Source organism: Akkermansia muciniphila (assembly GCF_040616545.1).
Classification (GTDB): Bacteria; Verrucomicrobiota; Verrucomicrobiia; order Verrucomicrobiales; family Akkermansiaceae; genus Akkermansia; species Akkermansia muciniphila_E.
Genome location: NZ_CP156688.1, coordinates 2,444,490 through 2,464,658, shown reverse-complemented (window position 1 = coordinate 2,464,658; position 20,169 = coordinate 2,444,490). Strand labels below are relative to the sequence as shown.

Here is a 20,169-nt window from a genome sequence, read left to right as displayed (position 1 = left end):
TCTTCCATGATTGCGGACCTGTTTATCAAACGCCCCAAATTCGCCATCGTCATCGCCATCCTGATGATTCTGGCGGGCGGCATCTGCCTGAAGCAGCTGCCCATTGCGGAGTATCCGGAAATCGCCCCCACCAGCATCAACGTGCAGGCCACCTACACGGGTGCGAGCGCCCAGGTGGTGATGGAGACGCTGGCCTCCCCCATTGAGGAAGAACTCAACGGGCTGGAGAACCTGCTTTATTTCTCCTCCAAGTCTGACAACACCGGCGGTTATTCCCTTTCCCTGACGTTCAAGAGCGGCACGGACTCGGACATCAACATGGTGAACGTCCAGAACGCCTTGAAGCGGGTGGAGTACAAGCTGCCCAAGGAGGTAACGGACCAGGGCATCAAGATACGGAAGCGCTCCTCGGACATCCTGGGGTTCTTCGCCTTCCGGTCCACCAGCATGAGCTCCCTGGAGCTGAACAACTTCGTCAAGTCCAGGGTGAAGGATGAGATTGCCCGCGTGCCGGGCATCTCCGCCGTCAACCTGATGCCGGAAAAGAATTACAGCATGCGCATCTGGCTGGACGCCCTGCGCATGTCCGCCCTGAACATTACGCCGGAGGACGTATCCAACGCCATCAAGGCGCAGAACGTGCAGGCCGCCGCCGGGTCCATCGGCTCGGAAGGGGAAAACAATTTCATCCAGTATAAGGTGAACGTCACCGGACGGCTTCAAACCGTGGAGGAGTTCAGCAAGATCATCGTCCGCACCGGGCAGGACGGCCACGTCACCCGGCTGGACGACATCGCCCGCATTGAGCTGGGAGCGGAAACCTACACGGGCAGCAGCCGCAACAACGGGGAGGATTCCGTGAACATGGCCGTATACCGCCTGGACGACGCCAATGCCCTGGAAGCCATGAACGGCGTGAAGGATACCTTGGTGAAGTTGCAGGAACGCTTCCCGGACGGCGTGAGCTACGTCGTCAGCTACGACCCCACGCAGTATATCTCCGCCACCATGGCGGAAATCGTGGAAACGCTCATCATCGCCCTGATCCTGGTGGTGGGCATCACGTACGTGTTCCTTCAGGACTGGCGCGCCACCCTTATTCCGGCGCTCGCCATTCCCGTCTCCCTGATCGGCACCTTCGCCATCCTGCTGCCTCTGGGCTTTTCCATCAACGTGCTGACCATGTTCGGCCTGATTCTGGTGATCGGCTCCCTGGTGGACGACGGCATCATTGTGGTGGAGAATACCATGCGCATTCTGGAGACGGAGGACCTGTCCCCGGAGGAGGCTACGAAGAAGAGCATGCACCAGATCACGGGGGCCATCATCGCCACCACGCTGGTGACAGTGGCCATTTACGTGCCCATCGCCTTCTTCGGCGGCATGGTGGGGAACATTTACATGCAGTTCTCCGTGACCATGTGCGTGGCCCTGTGCCTTTCCGCCATCAATTCCCTGACGCTCAGCCCCGCCCTGTGCGTGCTGCTGCTGAAGAAGAAAAAGAAGAAGCAGAGCAGGTTCAGCCCCTTCCGCCCCTTCAACGCCACGCTGGAATGGGCGCGCAAGAGCTATATCAAATGCGCCGGCATCATGGTGCGCCGCGCCTGGCTCACGCTGATTCTGCTGGCCGCCGTCCTGGTCGGCAACTGGAAGCTGTTTGAGACCGTTCCCAAGTCCTTCCTCCCCCCGGAAGACAAAGGCACCGTTTTCTGCGACATCCAGCTGGCGCCGGGCGCCACGCTGGGCCGCACGGAACAGGCCATGCGCAGCGCGGAACAGAAGCTCATGAGCATTCCCGGCGTGCGCCAGGTTTCCTCCACTTCCGGGTTCAGCTTCATGGGCGGCAACGGGGAGAACCTGGGCATGTGCATCGCCCAGCTTGACCCCTGGGACAAACGCAAGACTCCGGAGCTTTCCCTGGATTCCATCATGCAGAAGGCCTCCATCCTGTGCGATGAGATTCCGGCGGCCAAGGCCACCGTGTTCAGCCCCCCCGCCATCATGGGGCTGGGCCTGACGGGCGGCGTCTCCTTCATGCTCCAGGCCAGCGGGGAGGAAACGCCCAAGGACCTGGAACGCGTGACGAACGACCTGCTGGACAAGATCAACAAGCTCCCCGGCACCATGTTCGCCCGCAGCGCGTATGAGGCGAACACGCCCCAGCTTTTCCTGAACATTGACCGTGAAAAAGCGCAGAGCATGCACGTGCCCGTGAACCGCATTTTCACGACGCTTCAGAGCAAGCTGGCCTCCATGTACATTAATGATTTCAACCTGATCGGCTACACGTTCAAGGTGAAGATGCAGTCCGCGGCGGAGGACCGCACCAGCATCAACGACATCATGAACACCTACATCCAGAACGACCAGGGCCAGATGGTGCCGATCAGCTCCGTAGCCACCTTGTCCTACATGGTCGGACCGCGGCAGATATCCCGCTTCAACCAGCTCATGTCTGCGGAAGTGACCGCCCAGGCCAGGCCCGGCGTCAGCAGCGGAGAGCTGATGAACCAGATTGAGGCCCTTCCGCTGCCGGAGAATTATTCCATCACCTGGACGGACATGAGCTATCAGGAACGCCAGAATGACGGCAAGATCGTGCTGCTGATGGGCATGGCCCTGCTCTTCGGCTACCTGTTCCTGGTGGCGCAGTATGAGAGCTGGACGGTGCCCATTTCCGTCATCGTCTCCGTCTCCGTGGCCTTGCTGGGCGCCCTGCTCGGCCTGATCATCTGCAACACGCCCCTGAGCATTTACGCCCAGCTTGGGCTGGTGATGCTGGTGGGCCTGGCCGGGAAGAACGCCATCCTGATGGTGGAGTTCTCCAAGATGGAGCGGGAGCGCGGCGTGCCTATCCAGGAGGCGGCCCTGGAAGGGGCCCGGCAGCGTTTCCGCGCCGTGATGATGACGGCCATTTCCTTCATCATCGGGGTGTTCCCCATGGTCATTGCCTCCGGAGCGGGCGCGGCCAGCCGCAAGGCCATCGGCATCTCCACCTTCTACGGCATGATTCTCGCCACGCTGGTGGGCATCCTGTTCATTCCGGCGCTGTACGCCATGTTCCAGCGCTACCGTGAATGGGTGAAGGCCCTGTTCACCCGTAAAGCGGATTGACGGAACCGCAGGAATTTCTCATCCGGGGACGGAGCGGCCAGCCCGCTCCGTCCCTTTTTTTCCGGTAGTTATGCCCGCATGAACTACCGTTTCCATGACACCACGCATAAAATCAGCAGGATTGCCCCGCATCCGGAGAAGGAATGCCGGTCTTATTATCTTGCCTGCCTGTCTTTCAGAATTAATATGTTTAACCATGAAATGGATTCTGTCCAGCCTGATCGCCCTGGTTCCAACAGCCATCCAGGTCTCCGCCGCCCCGGCCCCCATGGAAGTCACGGCCCGGGAACCCGCGAAAATATGGACGCAGGGCTACGGCGTGGGCAACGGCAGGCTGGGAGCCCTCTCCTATGGAGAGTTTCCCTCGGAAATTCTCGTCCTCAATGAAGAAAGCATTTTTGCCAAGCAGCCGGTCAAACCCAGGGAGGGAGCCGCAGAAGCCCTGAAGGAGGCCAGGGAATTATGCGCCCGGGGGGATTATAAAAAGGCGGAAGAAACCTTCCGTAAAAAAATACACATGAACCAGCCCGTCTCCGGCAGTTACCAGCAGGGAGGGCTGCTTGATGTCCATTGGCAGGATCTCCCGCCTTCCACCTCTTTTTCCAGAAAGCTGGATATGAAGCATGGAAAGGCCCGGATGGACGTCCGTTTTTCGGACGGAGCGCTGAAGACGGAACTGATTGCCGCCCCGCGCACGGACTGCATCGCCTACCGCGTGACCTGCTCCCGGCCCGGCGGCTGCACCCTTACCCTCACCTTGCGCCACCCGGATAAAAAATCCGTCATCACCCCCTCCAAAGACGGCTGGACGCTCCGGGGCCAGGGGCATAACGGGGGAACCCGTTTTGAGAATACCGTCCAGGTGCAGGTTCTGGACGGGAAAGGCTCCATGGATAACGGCGTTTTCAAGGCGGACCATTGCAGAGAATTACTCGTTCTCTCCTCCACCAAGACAGATTACAACAGCCGGAAGCCGGATACACCCCTGAAAAACGATCTCGAAGCCCTTAACCGGAACATCCTGGAGGCAGCCTCCAAGGCCGGCTGGAAGAAGCTTGAACAGGAAACGGCCAGCTATTTTTCAGAACGCATGATGCGCTGCCAGGTGGACATCGGGGACACTCCCGCAGGAATTGCAGGGAAAACCACTCCCGAACGCATCGAACTGGTCAAGCAAGGAGGCAAAGACCCGGACCTGGTTGAACAGCTCTTCCAGTTCGGCCGCTACTGCATCCTCGCCAACACACGCCCCGGAGCATTGCCCTGCGGCTTGCAGGGGCTGTGGAATCCAGAGCTCAACGCCGCCTGGAGGGGGTGTTTCTTTCTGAACATCAACTGCCAGATGAACCAGTGGCCTACGGACGTCACCGGACTCGGGGAGTACCACCGCCCTTTCCTTGATTTTGTGCTGAGCCTCCAGCCTTCCGGGGAACAATTCGCCCGCTTTCTGAAACTTGACGGTTTTTGCTTTGCGCACAATGTGGACTGCTGGAAGAACACCTACTTTTCCGGCAGCGCCCCGGAATCCGCTTCCAGCCTGATGAACGGCGCATGGGCCTGCGCCCACCTGATGGACAGCTACCGATTTACGGGAGACAGGGAATTCCTGAGAAAATGCCTTCCCCTTCTGGAGTCCAATGCCCGGTTCATCATGTCCTGGTTCCAGAAGGACAAGAAGGGCCGCTACATTTCCGGCCCCGCCACCTCTCCGGAAAACGTCTTCAGAGTCCAGGACGAAACCGGAAAAAAAGTTTCCCTTTCCATCTCCAACGGATGTTCCCATGACCTTCTGCTGGGCCGGGAATCCCTGCGCCATTACATCCTTGCGTGCCGGGAGCTGGGAGTCAGCACGCCCACGCTGGCCAGAGCACGCCAGTTCCTGCCCCGTATCCCCCAGCCGGCCATCGGAAAAGACGGCCGCATCATGGAATGGCAGGAACCTTTTGAGGAAGCCCAGAAGGGGCACCGCCATATCAGCCATCTTTACGGCCTCTTTCCCGGCAATGAATGGGACGTTCTCAACACCCCCAAATATGCCGCCGCCGTCAGGGCGTCAGCCGACTACCGCCGCCGCTTTGCCGGAAAAAGCGGCATACGCACCGGCTGGAGCACGGCGTGGCTGATCAACATGTACGCCACGCTCGGCTGCGGCAACGACGCGGAGGAACGCATCTACACGCTGCTGAAGCAATACATTAATCCCAACCTGTTCGACATGCATCCGCCCTACCAGATTGACGGAAACTTCGGCATGACATCCGGCCTGGCCCAGTGCCTGGTTCAGAGCCAGATTGAGCAGAACGGCTACCGCGTGATCCTGCTTGCTCCGGCCTTGGCGGACTCATGGGCGGAGGGTTCCGCTACGGGGCTCCGTACCCGCGGGGGCCTTACCGTTGACCTGTCATGGAAAAACGGCCGCATCACGGCCGCAGCAACGGCCTCGCGCCCGGGTAAATTCCGTTTCATGCATCAGGGCAAGAAGAAGGACATGGTCCTGAAAACGGGAGACAAGGTACATATAAGCTTTCAACCGCCTTACCCGAACACGGCAGGGAAATGAACAGTGCAGGCGCGGTTTTCCGCGCAGCTCCATTATTCCTCCGGCAAGGACGGCCCACGGCCGCCCTGTTGGTTAAACGCCGCAAACAGGCTCCTCACTCATAAAGAAACAGGTCAAAGCCTTCAAACCGTTCCTTCAGGGAACCGTGCTTCAGCTTGTCCTCAAACGGGGGGAGAAAGGTGTCCGCCGGATATTCCTCCTTCACTTTGGAAACCCACATGCGGGACATGAACGGCATCATCAGGGAAAAGATTTCCGCCCCGCCGATGACCATCACCTCCGGGTCCATCAGTTCCAGACGTTCCAGTTCCTCCACGGAATGGATCACCTGCACCCCTTCCGCCGTCCAGGCTGGGTCACGGGTCAGCACGATGTTCTGCCTGCCGGGGAGGGGCCTACCGATGCTCTCATAGGTCTTGCGGCCCATCAGCACGGGATGGCCCGTCGTGATGCGCTTGAAGGTCTTGAGATCGTCCGGCAGGTGCCAGGGCAAAGTTCCCCGGTAGCCGATGCCGCGGCCGGGAGCCATGGCGACCACTCCTGTGTAGGTGACGGGCTGGGACATGATGAATGAAAGGATGGAAGGTTAAACGGAAATGGGCGCCTTGATGTGCGGCAGGGGATCGTACCCCACGAGTTCAAAATCTTCATACCGGAACCCGTCAATGGTTTTCACCTCCGGGTTGAGTTTCATGACCGGCAGGGGGCGCGGCGTGCGGGAGAGCTGTTCCCGCGCCTGGTCCAGATGGTTCCGGTACAGGTGCAGGTCCCCGAAGGTATGGATGAATTCCCGCGCCTCATACCCGCATACCTGCGCCACCATGAGCAAAAGCAAAGCGTAGGAGGCTATGTTGAACGGCACCCCCAGGAAGAGGTCCGCGCTGCGCTGGTAAAGCTGGAGGGAAAGCCCGTGCTTCTCTTCCCCCGGCTGGGCGGGAATCACGCAAAACTGGAACAGGGAATGACACGGAGGGAGCGCCATGTCATTCACCAGGGCCACGTTCCACGCGCTGACGATGTGGCGCCGGGACCACGGATTGTTCTTAAGACCGTCAATCAGCCTGGCAATCTGGTCAATGGGCTTGCCGTCGTTCCCCGGCCAGCAGCGCCATTGCGCGCCGTATACGGGCCCCAGTTCCCCGTTCTCGTCAGCCCATTCATCCCAGATGCTGACGCCGTTGTCTTTCAGGAACTTGATGTTGGTCTCCCCTTTCAGGAACCAGAGCAGTTCGTAAATGATGGAGCGCAGGTGGAGCTTCTTGGTGGTCAGGCATGGGAATCCGTCGCGCAGGTCATACCTGCTCTGCCGCCCGAACACGCCGATGGTGCCCGTTCCGGTGCGGTCTTCCCGCCCCATCCCGTTGGTCAGAACATCCTCCAAAAGTGCCAAATACTGCTTCATCCCCTTAAATTACGCTTTTCTAATTACTGGACCCGTGATAATACGAGCATGCGCCACTTTAGTATCATCTCCAGCCTCAAAAGCCAGCCTTTTCACTGTTTCCTCCTTCCCTATTTTTTCCGGTTTCCTTTCCATGATCATCCCTGAAGAGCCATATTTGGGATTTGCCGCCCTCTGCCACATTGCAGGCGCCTTCTGCCTCATTCCGGCCCTGCTCCACACGCGCACGCCGCAGGGAACCATCGCGTGGCTCATCTCCCTGCTGGCCTTTCCGTACATAGCGGTTCCCTTTTACCTGATCCTGGGGCGCCGGAGGTTCAGCGGGTATGTGGAAACGCGGCGGAAACAGACGGACCCCGAATCCACATGGGGGGAACTGACGGACAAAATCACGAACTGCATGGCTCCGTATGCCGTCCATGCTTCCGATACGGCCGGAAAGATCATGCACACGCTTTCCAACATCGTGCGCCTGCCCGTCTGCCGCGGCAATTCCTGCCGCCTGCTTATTGACGCGGACCACGCCTTCCCGCGCATTTACGACGCTATTCTAAAGGCGGAGCATTACATTCTGATTGAATTCTTCATCATCAAGAATGATTCCGTAGGGCAGAACCTGAAAGACCTGCTGATTGAACGCGCCAGGGACGGCATCCGCATTTACGTGCTGTATGATGAAATCGGTTCCCACAAACTCCCCCCCGGCTACATTTCCGCCCTGCGCAGGGCAGGAGTGAATATTGAGCCTTTCAACGGGAAACGCCATTTCCTGAGCAACATCCTGCGGCTGAACTTCCGCAACCACCGCAAGCTGGTGGTGGTGGACGGGACCACCGCCTTCATCGGCGGCATGAACATCGGGCGGGAGTATCTGGGCAAGGGGGCTCTGGGCTACTGGCGGGACACGTTTGTCCAGCTTGAGGGGCCTTCCGTCCAGCAGACGCAGATCAGCTTTCTGGAAGACTGGAACTGGGCCATGCTGAAATGCGGCCCCTCCTCCCTTCCCCGCCTCTGCTGGGAGATCACTCCCCAGCGGGAGGATGAAACCGTGCTCATCCTGCCCTCCGGCCCCGCAGACGTCATTCCCGCCTGGAAAACCGCGATCATCGCCCTGGCGAACAGAGCCCGGGAAAGGCTCTGGATCTCCACCCCCTATTTCGTTCCGGACGAAGGGGTCATGGCCGCCCTCCAGGCCGCCGCCCTGCGGAATGTGGACGTGCGCATCCTGCGCCCGGAGCGGGCGGATCATATCCTGGTGAAGCTCTCCTCCTTCACCTTCCTGCGGGATCTGGATACGTACGGCATCCAGGTCTGGGCCTACCAGAAGGGGTTCCTGCACCAGAAGGTGATCCTGATGGACGACGACATAGCCACCGTGGGCACCGCCAACCTGGACAACCGTTCCCTGGCCCTGAATTTTGAAATCACGGCCGTCCTCCATTCCCCCTCCGCCTGCGCGGAGGTGAAAGCCATGCTGGAGAAGGATTTTTCCTCCTCCAAAAGAGAATCCCTGGAGGATTACAACAACAAATCCCTGGGCTTCAAGATGCTCTGCAACCTGGCGCGGCTCATGGCTCCGGTCCAGTAGTTCTTCCGGTGAATCCGCTGTTGTACGCTTGACCTGAAAGGGAGGCTGTGAGAAAATCAACCTCAAGAAGCCACCTCTTCAATTTTTAACAATAGTTAACTAAATAATGAATCCTGTTACATTCAATTGCACCGTTCTGCGCGACGGGCACCAGTCCCTGGCAGCTACCCGCATGAAGACGGAAGACATGCTGCCCATCGCCCCCATTCTGGACTCCATGGGCTTCAGCGCCCTGGAAACCTGGGGCGGCGCCACTATTGACGCCGGACTGCGCTTCCTGAAGGAGTGGCCCTTTGACCGCCTGGACGCCCTGAAGAAGGCCGCCCCCAAGACGCCGCACATGATGCTCCTGCGCGGCCAGAACATCGTGGGCTACACCAACTACGCGGACGACGTGGTGGAAGCCTTCGTGGCCATGAGCGCCAAGCACGGCATGAACATCTTCCGCATTTTCGACTGCGTGAACGATCCGCGCAACATGGAAACCTCCATCCGCGCCGCCAAGAAGGCCGGAGCCCAGGCCCACGGCACCATCTGCTACACCACCTCCCCCGTGCACACCACGCAGAGCTTCGTGGACATGGGCCGCGAACTGGCGGACATGGGGGCGGACGCCATCGTCATCAAGGACATGGCCGGCCTCATTCCCCCGTATGTCACCCATGAACTGGTGAGCGCCCTGAAGAAGGACCTGAACATCCCCGTCTGGATCCACACGCATGACACCGCGGGCCTCGGCGCCTCCACTTACCTCAGCGCCATTGACGCCGGGGTGGACGCCTGCGACGTTTCCATCTCCCCCTTCGCCAACGGCACGGGCCAGCCGGACTGCCTGCGCATGCTCGCCCTGCTGAACGGCAATCCCCGCAAGCCGGATTACGATACGGACAAGCTGATTGAAGTTTCCGAAATGCTCAAGCCCGTCTATGAAAGCCTGGGCAAGTTCACCTCCCACCGCAACGAGGTGGTGGACTCCGACACGCTCCGCTACCAGGTGCCCGGCGGTATGCTCTCCAACTTCCGCACCCAGCTCAAGGAACAGGGCATGGAAGACAAGTTTGAAGAAGTGTTCGCGGAAATCCCCGTGGTCCGCAAGGCCCTGGGCTGGATTCCGCTGGTCACCCCCACCTCCCAGATTGTGGGCGTGCAGTCCATGCTGAACGTCAAGTTCGGCCGCTGGAAGAACATCACGCCCCAGGCGGCGGACATCGCCCTGGGCTACTACGGCCGCACCCCGGCCCCGGTAGACCCGGAAGTGCAGAAGCTCTGCGCGGAAAAGATGGGCAAGGAACCGATCACCTGCCGCCCGGCGGACCTGATCAAGCCCGGCATGGAAGACCTGCGCAAGAAGCTTGCGGAAAAGGGACTTCCCACGGACGACGAACACTGCGTGATTTACGCCATGTTCCCGCAGCAGGTGGAAGACTTCTACAAGAAGCCGGAACCGAAGGAAGAAGCCCCCGTGCAGGTGAATACCGCTCCCGCCCCGGCACCCGCAACTGCGCCGTCCATGACCGTCATTGATAACGGCATCACCGCCCAGGTAAGCGGCCCCTCCGGCTCCCGTGACCTGACCATCGTCATCAACGGCCAGGCCCACTCCGTAAAGGTGGAACGCGTCGGCTAAAAATCTCCGGAACATCCGGATAAAACCACTTGCGGGCGGTCCCCTACATGAAAGGGACCGCCCGTTTTCCGTTTACGGATTCCTGAAAATCCATCCGCTGCGGCGCTAACCTACTTGGTAAAAACCAGCATCTGTCCAGCCAGCTTCTGGCTGAGGGCGGTTGCCGGAATTTTCTTGACGGAACCGGGCTTGAGCTGATGGGTTGCCCCTAGGGAATCAACGGCCGTCGTGCTCTGTTCCGAGTCACAGGAATAATACTCCAGGGCGGTGCTGTCCTTGTCTTTGCCCCACCAGGATTCCGGCACGTCCTGAATGGCGTTATTGCTGGTTTGCAAAACATCCAGGTCAAATAGGAATTTTGCGCCCCAATGGAAGGTGTCCGCCAATTTCATGGACGCATGGGCCACATTCTTCTGCACAACACACCAATGAGCGTGAATTCCTGAATTATCGGGGTTGCCGGAGGCGTCCACGCAGAAAGGAATCATGCAGAGGCCTCCGCCATTCAGCGTTTCAATGATGGCGGTGACGTCACATGGAACAGACTGGCAATTGATTTTGGCGGCCTCCAGAGTCTTGATATAATCCGCCATGGCCGGAGTAGCTTCATATAATTCTCCAATAACGGTTTTCCCGTCCTTTTTAAATCTGCTTCTCAGGGATTCCCTGGTTTTGTCCCCGTCTGCCGTGGCGGGGATTTTAATATCATAAAGATATTCCAGGACAAAGGAGAGGGCGTAAAGGCCGCAGGTCGGCCCCCGCTGGTCCTTGAATTCAACGTTCCGGCCTTCCGGAGTGGTAACTGTAATAGACATAATTCAATAATGATGGCGTGGGGATTCATTTCCCGCACGCCGTCATTACATCTCCGGAAGGCCCCGGATTCACGCTCCGCCATGCCTCCGGGCATGTTCACTTTCCGGGACGCCGTATCCATCCCGTGGAAAGAAAATGCCCTGAAAGATCAGTTTTCTCCGGGAGCCACCATCTTGATGTTGGGGATGATCAGGCTGAAGATGACGAATGCCGCCAGGTAGGCGCTTCCGCAGACCATGAAGATGATGTCGTACCCATGGGAGGCATTGCCCTGCGCGGCGAACCAGGACAGGGTCAGGCCCACCGCCGTCTGGAACAGCACGCTGCCGATCTGCCCCGCCATGCCGGAAAGGCCGGTGATGGACGCCACGTCCGACTTCGGGAACATATCGGAACCCAGCGTGTACACGCTGGCGGACCACGCCTGGTGCGCGCCTCCCGCCAGCCCCAATACGGCTACGATGGTCCACATGTCAAAGTACTGGACGAAGATCACGGGAACCACGCAGCAGGCAAAGATGAGCATGGAGATTTTCCTGACCTTGTTCAGGCTCCACCCGCGGTTTGCCAGGAATTTGGTCAGGGTGCCCCCCAGAATGCTCAGTACGGTCACCAGGGCGTAAATGACAATCAGCGGGAGGGCGGATTCCTTGATGTTATAGCCAAAGTGCTTGCTGAAGAAATCAGGCAGCCAGAAGAGGAAGAACCACCAGATGGGGTCCGTCAGGAAGCGCACGAGGATGAGGCTCCAGGATTGCCTGTAAGCCAGCAATTTCCTCCACGGGATGGAGGCCCTGGCTTCCTCCTTTTCCGCCTGCGCCAGGGCGGCGGATTCCTCCGCCAGCTTCACGCGCGGATTTTTAGGCATCCGGAGCCAGAACACCACCCAGATAAAGCCGAGCACGCCGGCGGCAATGAAAGCGGACTGCCACCCCCACGCGGCGGCAATGAACGGGATGGTGGCCGGAGCCACCAGCGCCCCCACGTTCGCGCCGGAATTGAACAGGGTGGTGGCGAACACGCGTTCCCCGGAGGAGAACCAGTTGGTCACCGTCTTGATGCTTGCCGGGAAGTTGCCGCCTTCCCCCAGGCCCAGAATAACGCGGCTGAGGCCCATGGATTTGACGCCTACGGCAAAGGCATGGGAAAGCGCGCCCACGCTCCACCAGATGATGGAAATGGCAAAGCCCATCCTCGCGCCGTATTTGTCGATAATCCACCCGAACATGGTCAGGCCCACCGCATAGGAAGCCTGGAAGATGGACATGATCATGCCGTACTGGGCGTCCGTCCAGCCCAGTTCATGATCCAGAATGGGTTTCAGGATGGAGAGAATCTGGCGGTCCAGGTAGTTGATTGTCGTCGCTGCAAAGAGCATGAAGAGAATCATCCACCGGAAGGAGTCCTGCCTGGGTTGTTCCTGGAGCATAGGTAAACGCAGTTGGTGGTTAGATGGAGCTGGTCTGCAAGGCCTTCAGGGCTTCCCGCGTGCGCCTGCCTATTTCCTCCCAGTCCCCGGCCTCAATGAGGGGAGATTCGCAAATCCAGGAACCGCCGCAGGCGGCCACTTCCGGGATTTCCAGCCAGGAGCCGATGTTGCCCGCGTTGATGCCCCCCGTGGGCATGATGCGCACGCCCGTATGGCGGAACGCGGCCAGCAGGGATTTAAGCATCCTGACGCCGCCCGCGGCCTCCGCCGGGAAAAACTTCTGGAACAGGCAGCCCAGGGAAAGGGCCTGGCTCATTTCCGAGGCGGTGGAGACGCCCGGGACAAACAGGAAATCCCTCCCCACGGCAGCCTTCACCACCTGGGGATCAAAGCCGGGAGCCACGCCGAAGGAAGCCCCGGCCCGGCGGGCGGCCTCCGCCTGTTCCGGCGTCAGCAGGGTTCCCGCGCCCACCAGCATTCCGGGAACTTCCCGGGAAATGCGGGCAATGGATTCCGCGGCGGCGGGCGTTCTGAACGTGATTTCCATGCAGCCGCAGCCGTTGTCCAGCAAGGCTTTGGCAAGGGGTACGGCCTTGTCCGCGTCATGGATGACGACGACGGGGACAAGCTTGATGGCGGATAATTTTTCCAGCAGTGTCTTCATGGTTTAAAAGTTGAAATATTGTTTGGCGTTGCGGTAGGAGATGTCCGCCACCATGGAGCCTATCATCTCCATATCGTCCGGAACCAGGCCCCGGGCCATGTCACGCCCAAGGATGCGGCACAGGATGCGGCGGAAGTATTCATGCCGCGTGTAGCTCAACAGGCTGCGGCTGTCCGTCAGCATGCCCACGAAGCGGGAGAGCATCCCGAGCTGGCTGAGGGTTTCCAGATGGAGGGTCATGCCGTCCATCTGGTCCAGGAACCACCAGGCGGCTCCGTACTGCATTTTTCCGGCCGTGACGCCGTCCTGGAAACTGCCGCAGAGCACGGCCAGGGCGGCGTTGTCCCGCGGATTGAGATTGTACAGGATGGTGCGCGGCAGGGTTCCCTTTTGAGCGGAACGGTCCAGCAGGCGCGCGAGCGGGGCGATGTAGGTGAAATCCGCAATGGCGTCAAATCCCGTATCCGGCCCCAGGTCCCGCAGGGCAGCTCCGTTCGGGTTCCTGAGGGCGCCCACATGAAGCTGGCGCACCCAGTTTTTACCGGAATCCAGCTCCGCGAAGAAGTCCATCAGGTAATTGGAGAAACGGGCGGCATCCCCGGAGGCGATGTCACCGCCCTGAAGGGCGGAGGCGAACAGGGCCGCGGCTTCTTCCCCGGACAGGCTTTCCCCGTCAAACGCTTCCAGGGAGTGGTCCGAGAGCTTGCAGCCGTGCTGCGCAAAAAAGTCATGCCTGGAGGCAAGCGCCTTCCGGAAACCGGCTAAATCACGTATTTCCATGCCGGAGGCCTGTTCCAGGCGGCCCACCCATTCCCGCCATGCGCTGCCCTGATGGACGGCGCGCGCCTTGTCCGGGCGGAAGGTGGGAAGCAACTTGACGGAATCCCCGGAAGCGGCATGCCTGCGGTGGGCGGAGAGATCGTCGCAGGGATCGTCCGTGGTGCAGACGGTTTCCACGTTCATCCTTTTCAGGATGTCCAGTGCGCCCATTTTTCCGGACTGAAGCATGGAGGAGGTTTTCTTCCACACCTCGTCCGCCGTCTCCGGACTGAACAGAATGCCGGAAATGCCGAACGGGCGCCGCAGTTCCAGATGCGTCCAGTGGTACAGGGGGTTGCGCAGCAGGCGCGGCACCGTAGCCGCCCAGGCGTCATACTTCTCCCGGTCCGGAGCGTCTCCGGAACAGAGGCGTTCCGGAATCCCGTTCGTCCTCATGGCGCGCCATTTGTAATGGTCCCCGTCCAGCCAGAGCTGGGCGATGTTGGAGAACTGGCGGTTGTCCGCAATGGCGGCGGGGTCCAGGTGGGAATGGTAGTCAATGATCGGCTGCCCCTCCGCGTACTCATGGAAAAGCGTCTTCGCCTGGGGGGTGTCCAGCAGGAAATCGTCGTTGATAAACATGGCGGCAAGCGTTGGCGGTTATACTCCGGAATAGGCCAGAAAGCCCCCGTCCACGGGAATGATGACGCCCGTTACGAAGGAGGCGGAGGGAGAGACCAGGAAGCGGAGCGCGCCGCAGAGATCCTCCGGCTCACCGAAACGGTGCATGGGCGTCTTGGCCAGCACCTTTTTCCCGCGCGCCGTGGGGGTTGCGCCGTCCTTCTCCATCATCAGGAAGCGGTTCTGCTCCGTGATGAAAAAGCCGGGCGCAATCGCGTTCACGCGGACGCCCAGCGGGGCCAGGTGCGTGGCGAGCCACTTGGTGAAGTTGTCCACCGCGGCCTTGGCGGCCCCGTACGCGCCTACCTTGGTCAGAGGCTGGAAGGCGGCCATGGAGGAGATGTTGACGATGCACCCGCCGGAAGCAGCCAGCAGTTCCCCGAAGACCTGGGAAGGCAGAATGGTGCCGATCATGTTGAGGCGGTTCACGTATTCAAAGCCCTCCATGTCCATGCCGAAGAAGCCTTGGTCCGCCGGAGTGTCCGGCGTGCACTGCTCCGCCGGACTGGTTCCGCGCGGATCGTTGCCTCCCGCGCCGTTCACCAGAATATCCAGCCTTCCCCACGCTTCTTTCACACGGGAACAGGCCTGTTCCAGAGCGGCCTTGTCCAGCACGTCCGCGGCCAGCACCAGCGTGCGGCCCAGCCCGTCCCCCGCCAGCGTCCGCTGGAGCTCTTCCAGTTTGGAACGGGTACGGCCCAGAAGCACCACACTGGCCCCGGCCTTCAGCAGGTCCCGGGCCATCACGGAGCAAAGCACGCCTGCGGCTCCCGTCACGACGGCGGTTTTTCCCGCCAAGGGGCGGAAGGATTGAAGCCCCATCGCCAGGCCGCGCAGTTCCGCCAGGCCGATCACGCGGCCACCGTAGGAATACCCGGCGTAGCAATTCTTCTCCAGGTCAATGTCCATCAGCTTGCCGTGGTCCGGGCGCACCGGAATGCGCCATTCCGGCCATCCCGCGGTCTTGCGCCGGGCTTCCTCGTCCAGCAGGCACTGCATGGCATAGGCCATGTCCGTATGGCCGCAAAGGTGGGAACCGGATTCCCGGAAGCTTTCATGGTCCGCGTCAAATACCGTATTGCGGAAATGGGCGAAATACACCCTGTCCGCAAACTCCTCCATCAGCAGGTGCGGCGCGTTGGAGTACAGGCCGCCCAGAGAGCCGGTGCAGAGCGTGAAGCCGGAATGCATGGAGGGAACCTCCCGCACCAGCCGGCGCATGTCCTCCTCATCGCTCATGATGCGGGGAAGGCCGAAGATGGGCCGCGGCGGATCGTCCGGGTGGATGGCCATGCGGATGCCCGTTTCTTCGCACACGGGCATGATTTCATTCAGAAAGAGGTACAGGTTCCGGCGCAATTGAGCATCGTCAATGCCTTCGTAGCGTTGGAGCATTTTCCGGAACTGCTCCGGCGTCAGGTCGTCCACCGTGCCAGGGAGCCCCAGCAGGATGGAATCCGCCAGCGCCTTGCGGGCGTCCCCGTCCATGGACTGGAAAAGTTCGCGGGCGTGCGCCACCGTTTCCGGCGGATAATCGTCCGCGGCCCCTGCCCTTTCCAGAATAAACAGGTCAAAGGCGGCCACGCGGACGGCGTCATACTTCAGCACGCTGCTGCCGTCCTCCAACGGAAAAGCCAGGTCGGAACGCGTCCAGTCCAGCACGGGCATGAAATTGTAGCACACCACCTTCACGCCTTCCGAGGCCAGGTTGCGGAGGCTTTGCTTGTAAACCTCCAGGTAATGCTTCCAGTTCCCGGAACGCGTCTTGATGTCTTCATGGACCGCGATGCTTTCCGCCACCACCCATTTCATCCCGGCCTCTTCAACCATCCGCGCGCGTTCGGCCACCGCCTCCCGCGTCCAGAGTTCACCGCACTTCACTTCATGCAGGGCCGTCACGATGCCCGCGGCTCCGGCCTGGCGAATGCCCCTCAACGTCACCGGGTCGCTTGGACCATACCATCTCCAGCTTTCAATCATGTCAGGAAGAATTGAAGGGTTAACGGTCCACGCGGGCGGTTCCGCCCTTCATCACTTTTTCCACTTCCGCAAGCGTGGCCGTGGAGGTATCCCCCGGAGTGGTCATGGCCAGCGCGCCGTGGGCGCAGCCGCAGTTCACGGCGTATTGCGGGCCCTTGCCGGACATCAGTCCGTAAATCAGGCCGGAGGCAAAGGAATCCCCGCCGCCCACGCGGTCCAGGATTTCCAGATTCGGGAAGGAGATGGAATCATAAAATTCGCCGTCGTAATACAACATGGCCGCCCAGTCGTTCAGCGTAGCCGTACGGGCCACGCGCAGCGTGGTAGCCGCGGCCTTGAAGCCGAACTCCTTCACGGCGCGGCGGATCATCTGCCGGTAGGAGTTCTGGTCAATATGGGAAAAATCCTCCGTGCTCCCTTCAATGGAGAGCCCCAGGGAAGCCTGGAAGTCTTCCTCATTGCCGATCATCACGTCCACAAAGGGCGCGATGGCCCGGTTCACCTCCTGCGCGCGGGCCTGCCCCCCGATGCTCTTCCACAAGGAGGGACGGTAATTCAAGTCGTAGGAAACGACGGTCCCGTGCCTGCGGGCGGCCTGCACGGCTTCCAGCACCACGGCGCTGGTCGTCTCCGAAAGGCCCGCGTAAATTCCGCCGGTATGGAACCAGCGCACGCCGTGCCTGCCGAACAGGGCGTCCCAGTCCACCTCTCCGGGCTTCATCTGGCAGGCGGCGCTCAGGCCTCGGTCGGAACAGCCCACGGCGGCGCGCACGCCATAGCCGCGCTCCGTAAAATTCAAGCCTACGCGGCAGTCGCGGCCAATGCCGTCAAACGGCTTCCAGGCTACGTAATCCAGGTCCAGGCCACCCTGGAGCATGCAGTCTTCCAGCAAACGCCCCACCGGGTTGTCGCAAATGGCGGTGACGATGGTCCCGCGCATCCTGAAGCAGCGCCTCAGCCCGCGGGCCACGTTGTATTCCCCTCCGCCCTCGCACACGCGGAAGGAACGGGTGGTATGGATGCGCCCCTCTCCGGGGTCCAGTCTCAACATTACTTCACCCAGGGAGGCGATGTCCCAGCGGCATTCCTGTTCTGATTTAATAATTAACGACATACAAAAATCTTAAACGGTACGGATTCCGTTCAGTATAAAAGAACTGTTTTTCTCCACAAGGGAAAACGGCAGAAAAAGACCAGATATGGGGCAGAATATTGTTATTGAAACCGTTCCAACCCGCGGAAAATGACTTTGCCGAACATCCCCGGAGAATATTCTTCATCCCGCCCAACGCTGCGCAACCTTTCACGTTCTCCCCGCTTCCCGGCCTTCAACCTTCAAAAAATGGAAATCACACCTTTCCACGGTTCTCCTCCGGCAGTTCCTTCCACGAATGAATCAATGCCTTAACTGACAGGCTGTTTGACGGCTCCTCCTCTTTCTGTATACAATCCTGCCGTGAGCCGCCATCCCCGCCCCATCCATTCCCCGGAAAAAATTCTGTCCAGCAAGCTTCAGCCGGGAGAGGAAATCTTGTGGATGGCACATCCGGAAGAACGCCTCTGGACCTGGACCGTCGTAAAACGGCTGCTGCAAGGCTGCATGCTACTGGCCGTGTTCATTACCGGAATAAGATGGGTATGGTCACACTCAGGCCTGGCGTTCCTGTTTCTGCTCCTGGTATCACTTCCCGTCTCCTATGTCCTCCTGATTTTCTTAATTAACTTTCTGGCGTCCCCGTGGCTGGAACGTCCGCGCAGAAGGAACAGCCTCTATGCCGTGACAAACCGGCGGCTGATCACCATCATCAAGCCCAACACTCTGTTCATCACGGAAACAGTGCGGACCTATCCCATCCATAAATTGAAATACGTGCACCAGAAATTGAACAGGGATGGCACAGGCCATCTCATTCTGGGATACAGCAGGCGCAGGAACTTCATTATTAATGACGTACCGCAACCAGGAGAAGTTGCAGACCTGCTGAAAAACAGAATCAGGAAGGGAATTACCCCTTCCTGATGGAACACTGTTTTCCTTCCCGGGCTATTCCCCTTCCTGCCTCATCAGGGCGAATTCCCGCCGGGTGGTGCGCCTTACGCGCCAGAGCAGGAGCACCGCCGCCACGGACAAGCCGATGATGAATCCCGTCCAGATGCCGCGCGCGCCCATGGCCGGGACAATCCAGTCCGTACGGGCCAGGATGTAACACACCGGGAAGCCGACAATCCAGTAGGAGAAGAAGGTGATAATGGTGATGGAAGCCGTGTCCCGGAATCCCCTGAGCACGCCGACGGAGAGCACTTGCAGGCAGTCCGGAAGCTGGTAGGCGGCCGCCAGAATCAGCAGGACGGAAGCCGTGCTGACAATCAGTTCCGAGTCATTATACAGGTGAACGATCTGCTCCCGGAACAGGGTGATGCCGCCAAACGTGCACAGGCAGATGGTCATCACCAGCACATAAGAGGACAGGACGGCGGATTTGGTGCCCGCCAGGTCCTTCCTGCCGTGGTGGTACGCTACGCGGATGGAGGCCGCCAGCCCTACGGAGAGCGGTAGCATGAAGACCAGGCCGCCCACGTTCCCGGCGATCTGGTGGCTCGCCACCTGCGTTTCTCCCAGGGGGGCCAGCACCAGCGCGGCCGCGCAGAAGAGCATCACCTCGCACAACTGGGAAACGCCGATCGGCACGCCGAGCCGCATCAGGTGGGTGATGACGGAAGGCGTGGGGCGCCGCCAGGAAACGATGTGCCTGCGGTACGGCCTGTGCTTGGGATTAAGGTAAACCAGCAAAAACATCAGCAGGAATTCAATATAGAAAATGACTGCCGTGGCCGCACCGCACCCCGCGCCGCCCATGCGGGGAAACCCGTACAGGCCGAAGACGAAGATGTAGTTCAGCGGAATGTTGAGCAGCAGGCCGCACAACCCCACGTACATGGCGGGCCGGGTCATGTTGGAGCCTTCATTCAGGCTCTTGAGGGCCACAAATCCCAGGTTGGCGGGAAGCCCCCACATGATGGCGAACATGTAGGCGGAAGCCATCTGGCACATGGCGACGTCATCGGAAATCCAGCCGAACACGTTTCTCAACACATAAATGACCGGCATGGAAACCAGGCTGAGCATCAGCGCCAGCCACAGGCCGTGGTTGGTCATGTAGCCCACGCGGCTTTCATGGCTTTTCCCCCGCATGTTGGCAATCACGGGGCCGATGATCATCAGCACGCCGCAGGCGAACAGCGCCACAGGCAGGTACACGGAAGACCCCAGCGCCACGGCGGCCATGTCCGTCACGCCGGCGCGCCCGGCTACAATGGCGTCCACCGCCCCCATGCCCACAATGGAGAGGTTGACCACCAGCACCGGGAGGGCCAGCGGTATCAGTTTCTTCATCTCCTTCAAATTCCACGTCTTATTCATTTCTTTCTTTCCTTCCATGCGTTCCTCCTTCAAGGAGCCGTAATATTCCGGCAAACAAGCCGGACCGGAGCGGCAGGCTCCAACCCGGCTTTAAGGTTAAGGGTGTCAACCGGACCGGGGCCTCCTGC

The 20,169-nt window shown here is 60.0% G+C and carries 14 protein-coding genes and 1 pseudogene; 5 read left to right on the top strand and 10 right to left on the bottom strand.

The features are described from left to right. Positions 1-6 precede the first annotated feature (6 nt). Positions 7-3,114: an efflux RND transporter permease subunit gene (locus ABGM91_RS10010; RefSeq protein WP_354831999.1), complete on the top strand. Its 3,108-nt coding sequence runs from the start codon at positions 7-9 to the stop codon at positions 3,112-3,114. 196 nt (positions 3,115-3,310) lie between these two features. Further along, the gene (locus tag ABGM91_RS10005) at positions 3,311-5,674 is read left to right on the top strand and encodes a glycoside hydrolase N-terminal domain-containing protein (protein ID WP_354831996.1); all 2,364 of its coding nucleotides are present in this window, start codon (positions 3,311-3,313) and stop codon (positions 5,672-5,674) included. Positions 5,675-5,768: 94 nt separating this feature from the next. Here ABGM91_RS10005 and ABGM91_RS10000 read toward each other — a convergent pair whose 3' ends face one another. Beyond that, positions 5,769-6,239 (bottom strand): dihydrofolate reductase, encoded by a 471-nt coding sequence (locus tag ABGM91_RS10000; protein WP_354831993.1) that lies wholly within the window; start codon positions 6,237-6,239, stop codon positions 5,769-5,771. A gap of 21 nt (positions 6,240-6,260) precedes the next feature. Further along, positions 6,261-7,076, bottom strand: a complete 816-nt coding sequence (locus tag ABGM91_RS09995) for a thymidylate synthase (RefSeq protein ID WP_354831990.1) — start codon at positions 7,074-7,076, stop codon at positions 6,261-6,263. A gap of 133 nt (positions 7,077-7,209) precedes the next feature. Between ABGM91_RS09995 and cls the strand changes: the two genes are divergently transcribed. Next, the gene (gene cls, locus ABGM91_RS09990) at positions 7,210-8,664 is read left to right on the top strand and encodes a cardiolipin synthase (RefSeq protein ID WP_354831987.1); all 1,455 of its coding nucleotides are present in this window, start codon (positions 7,210-7,212) and stop codon (positions 8,662-8,664) included. Between the two features lie 106 nt (positions 8,665-8,770). Next, a complete protein-coding gene (locus tag ABGM91_RS09985; RefSeq protein WP_290566557.1) occupies positions 8,771-10,291 on the top strand; it encodes a pyruvate carboxylase subunit B in 1,521 nt (506 codons plus the stop codon). A 110-nt stretch (positions 10,292-10,401) separates the two neighbouring features. Here ABGM91_RS09985 and ABGM91_RS09980 read toward each other — a convergent pair whose 3' ends face one another. The 7 genes and pseudogenes from ABGM91_RS09980 to ABGM91_RS09950 form a co-directional block, all read right to left on the bottom strand. Next, the gene (locus tag ABGM91_RS09980; RefSeq protein ID WP_354831985.1) at positions 10,402-11,106 is read right to left on the bottom strand and encodes a hypothetical protein; all 705 of its coding nucleotides are present in this window, start codon (positions 11,104-11,106) and stop codon (positions 10,402-10,404) included. 149 nt (positions 11,107-11,255) lie between these two features. Continuing rightward, positions 11,256-12,536, bottom strand: a complete 1,281-nt coding sequence (locus ABGM91_RS09975) for an MFS transporter (protein ID WP_354831982.1) — start codon at positions 12,534-12,536, stop codon at positions 11,256-11,258. A 19-nt stretch (positions 12,537-12,555) separates the two neighbouring features. Beyond that, positions 12,556-13,200, bottom strand: a complete 645-nt coding sequence (gene eda, locus ABGM91_RS09970) for a bifunctional 4-hydroxy-2-oxoglutarate aldolase/2-dehydro-3-deoxy-phosphogluconate aldolase (protein ID WP_354831980.1) — start codon at positions 13,198-13,200, stop codon at positions 12,556-12,558. A gap of 3 nt (positions 13,201-13,203) precedes the next feature. Beyond that, positions 13,204-14,601, bottom strand: coding sequence for a glucuronate isomerase (gene uxaC / locus ABGM91_RS09965; RefSeq protein WP_354831977.1), 1,398 nt, complete (start codon positions 14,599-14,601; stop codon positions 13,204-13,206). 18 nt (positions 14,602-14,619) lie between these two features. After that, positions 14,620-15,462 carry an SDR family oxidoreductase gene (locus tag ABGM91_RS09960; RefSeq protein WP_354834856.1) on the bottom strand — a complete coding sequence of 281 codons (843 nt, stop codon included), beginning with the start codon at positions 15,460-15,462 and terminating at the stop codon, positions 14,620-14,622. Then, positions 15,451-16,620, bottom strand: a pseudogene (uxuA, locus tag ABGM91_RS09955) (mannonate dehydratase); the annotation flags it as partial. The gene ABGM91_RS09960 and the pseudogene uxuA, both read right to left, overlap by 12 nt. A 19-nt stretch (positions 16,621-16,639) precedes the next feature. Beyond that, complete coding sequence (locus ABGM91_RS09950) at positions 16,640-17,734, bottom strand: sugar kinase (RefSeq protein WP_354831974.1); 1,095 nt, start codon at positions 17,732-17,734, stop codon at positions 16,640-16,642. Between the two features lie 342 nt (positions 17,735-18,076). Between ABGM91_RS09950 and ABGM91_RS09945 the strand changes: the two genes are divergently transcribed. Beyond that, positions 18,077-18,640, top strand: coding sequence for a hypothetical protein (locus tag ABGM91_RS09945; protein WP_354831972.1), 564 nt, complete (start codon positions 18,077-18,079; stop codon positions 18,638-18,640). A gap of 24 nt (positions 18,641-18,664) precedes the next feature. Here the strand turns inward: ABGM91_RS09945 and ABGM91_RS09940 are convergent, their stop codons facing one another. After that, positions 18,665-20,014 carry an MATE family efflux transporter gene (locus ABGM91_RS09940; RefSeq protein WP_290566496.1) on the bottom strand — a complete coding sequence of 450 codons (1,350 nt, stop codon included), beginning with the start codon at positions 20,012-20,014 and terminating at the stop codon, positions 18,665-18,667. Positions 20,015-20,169: the final 155 nt, after the last annotated feature.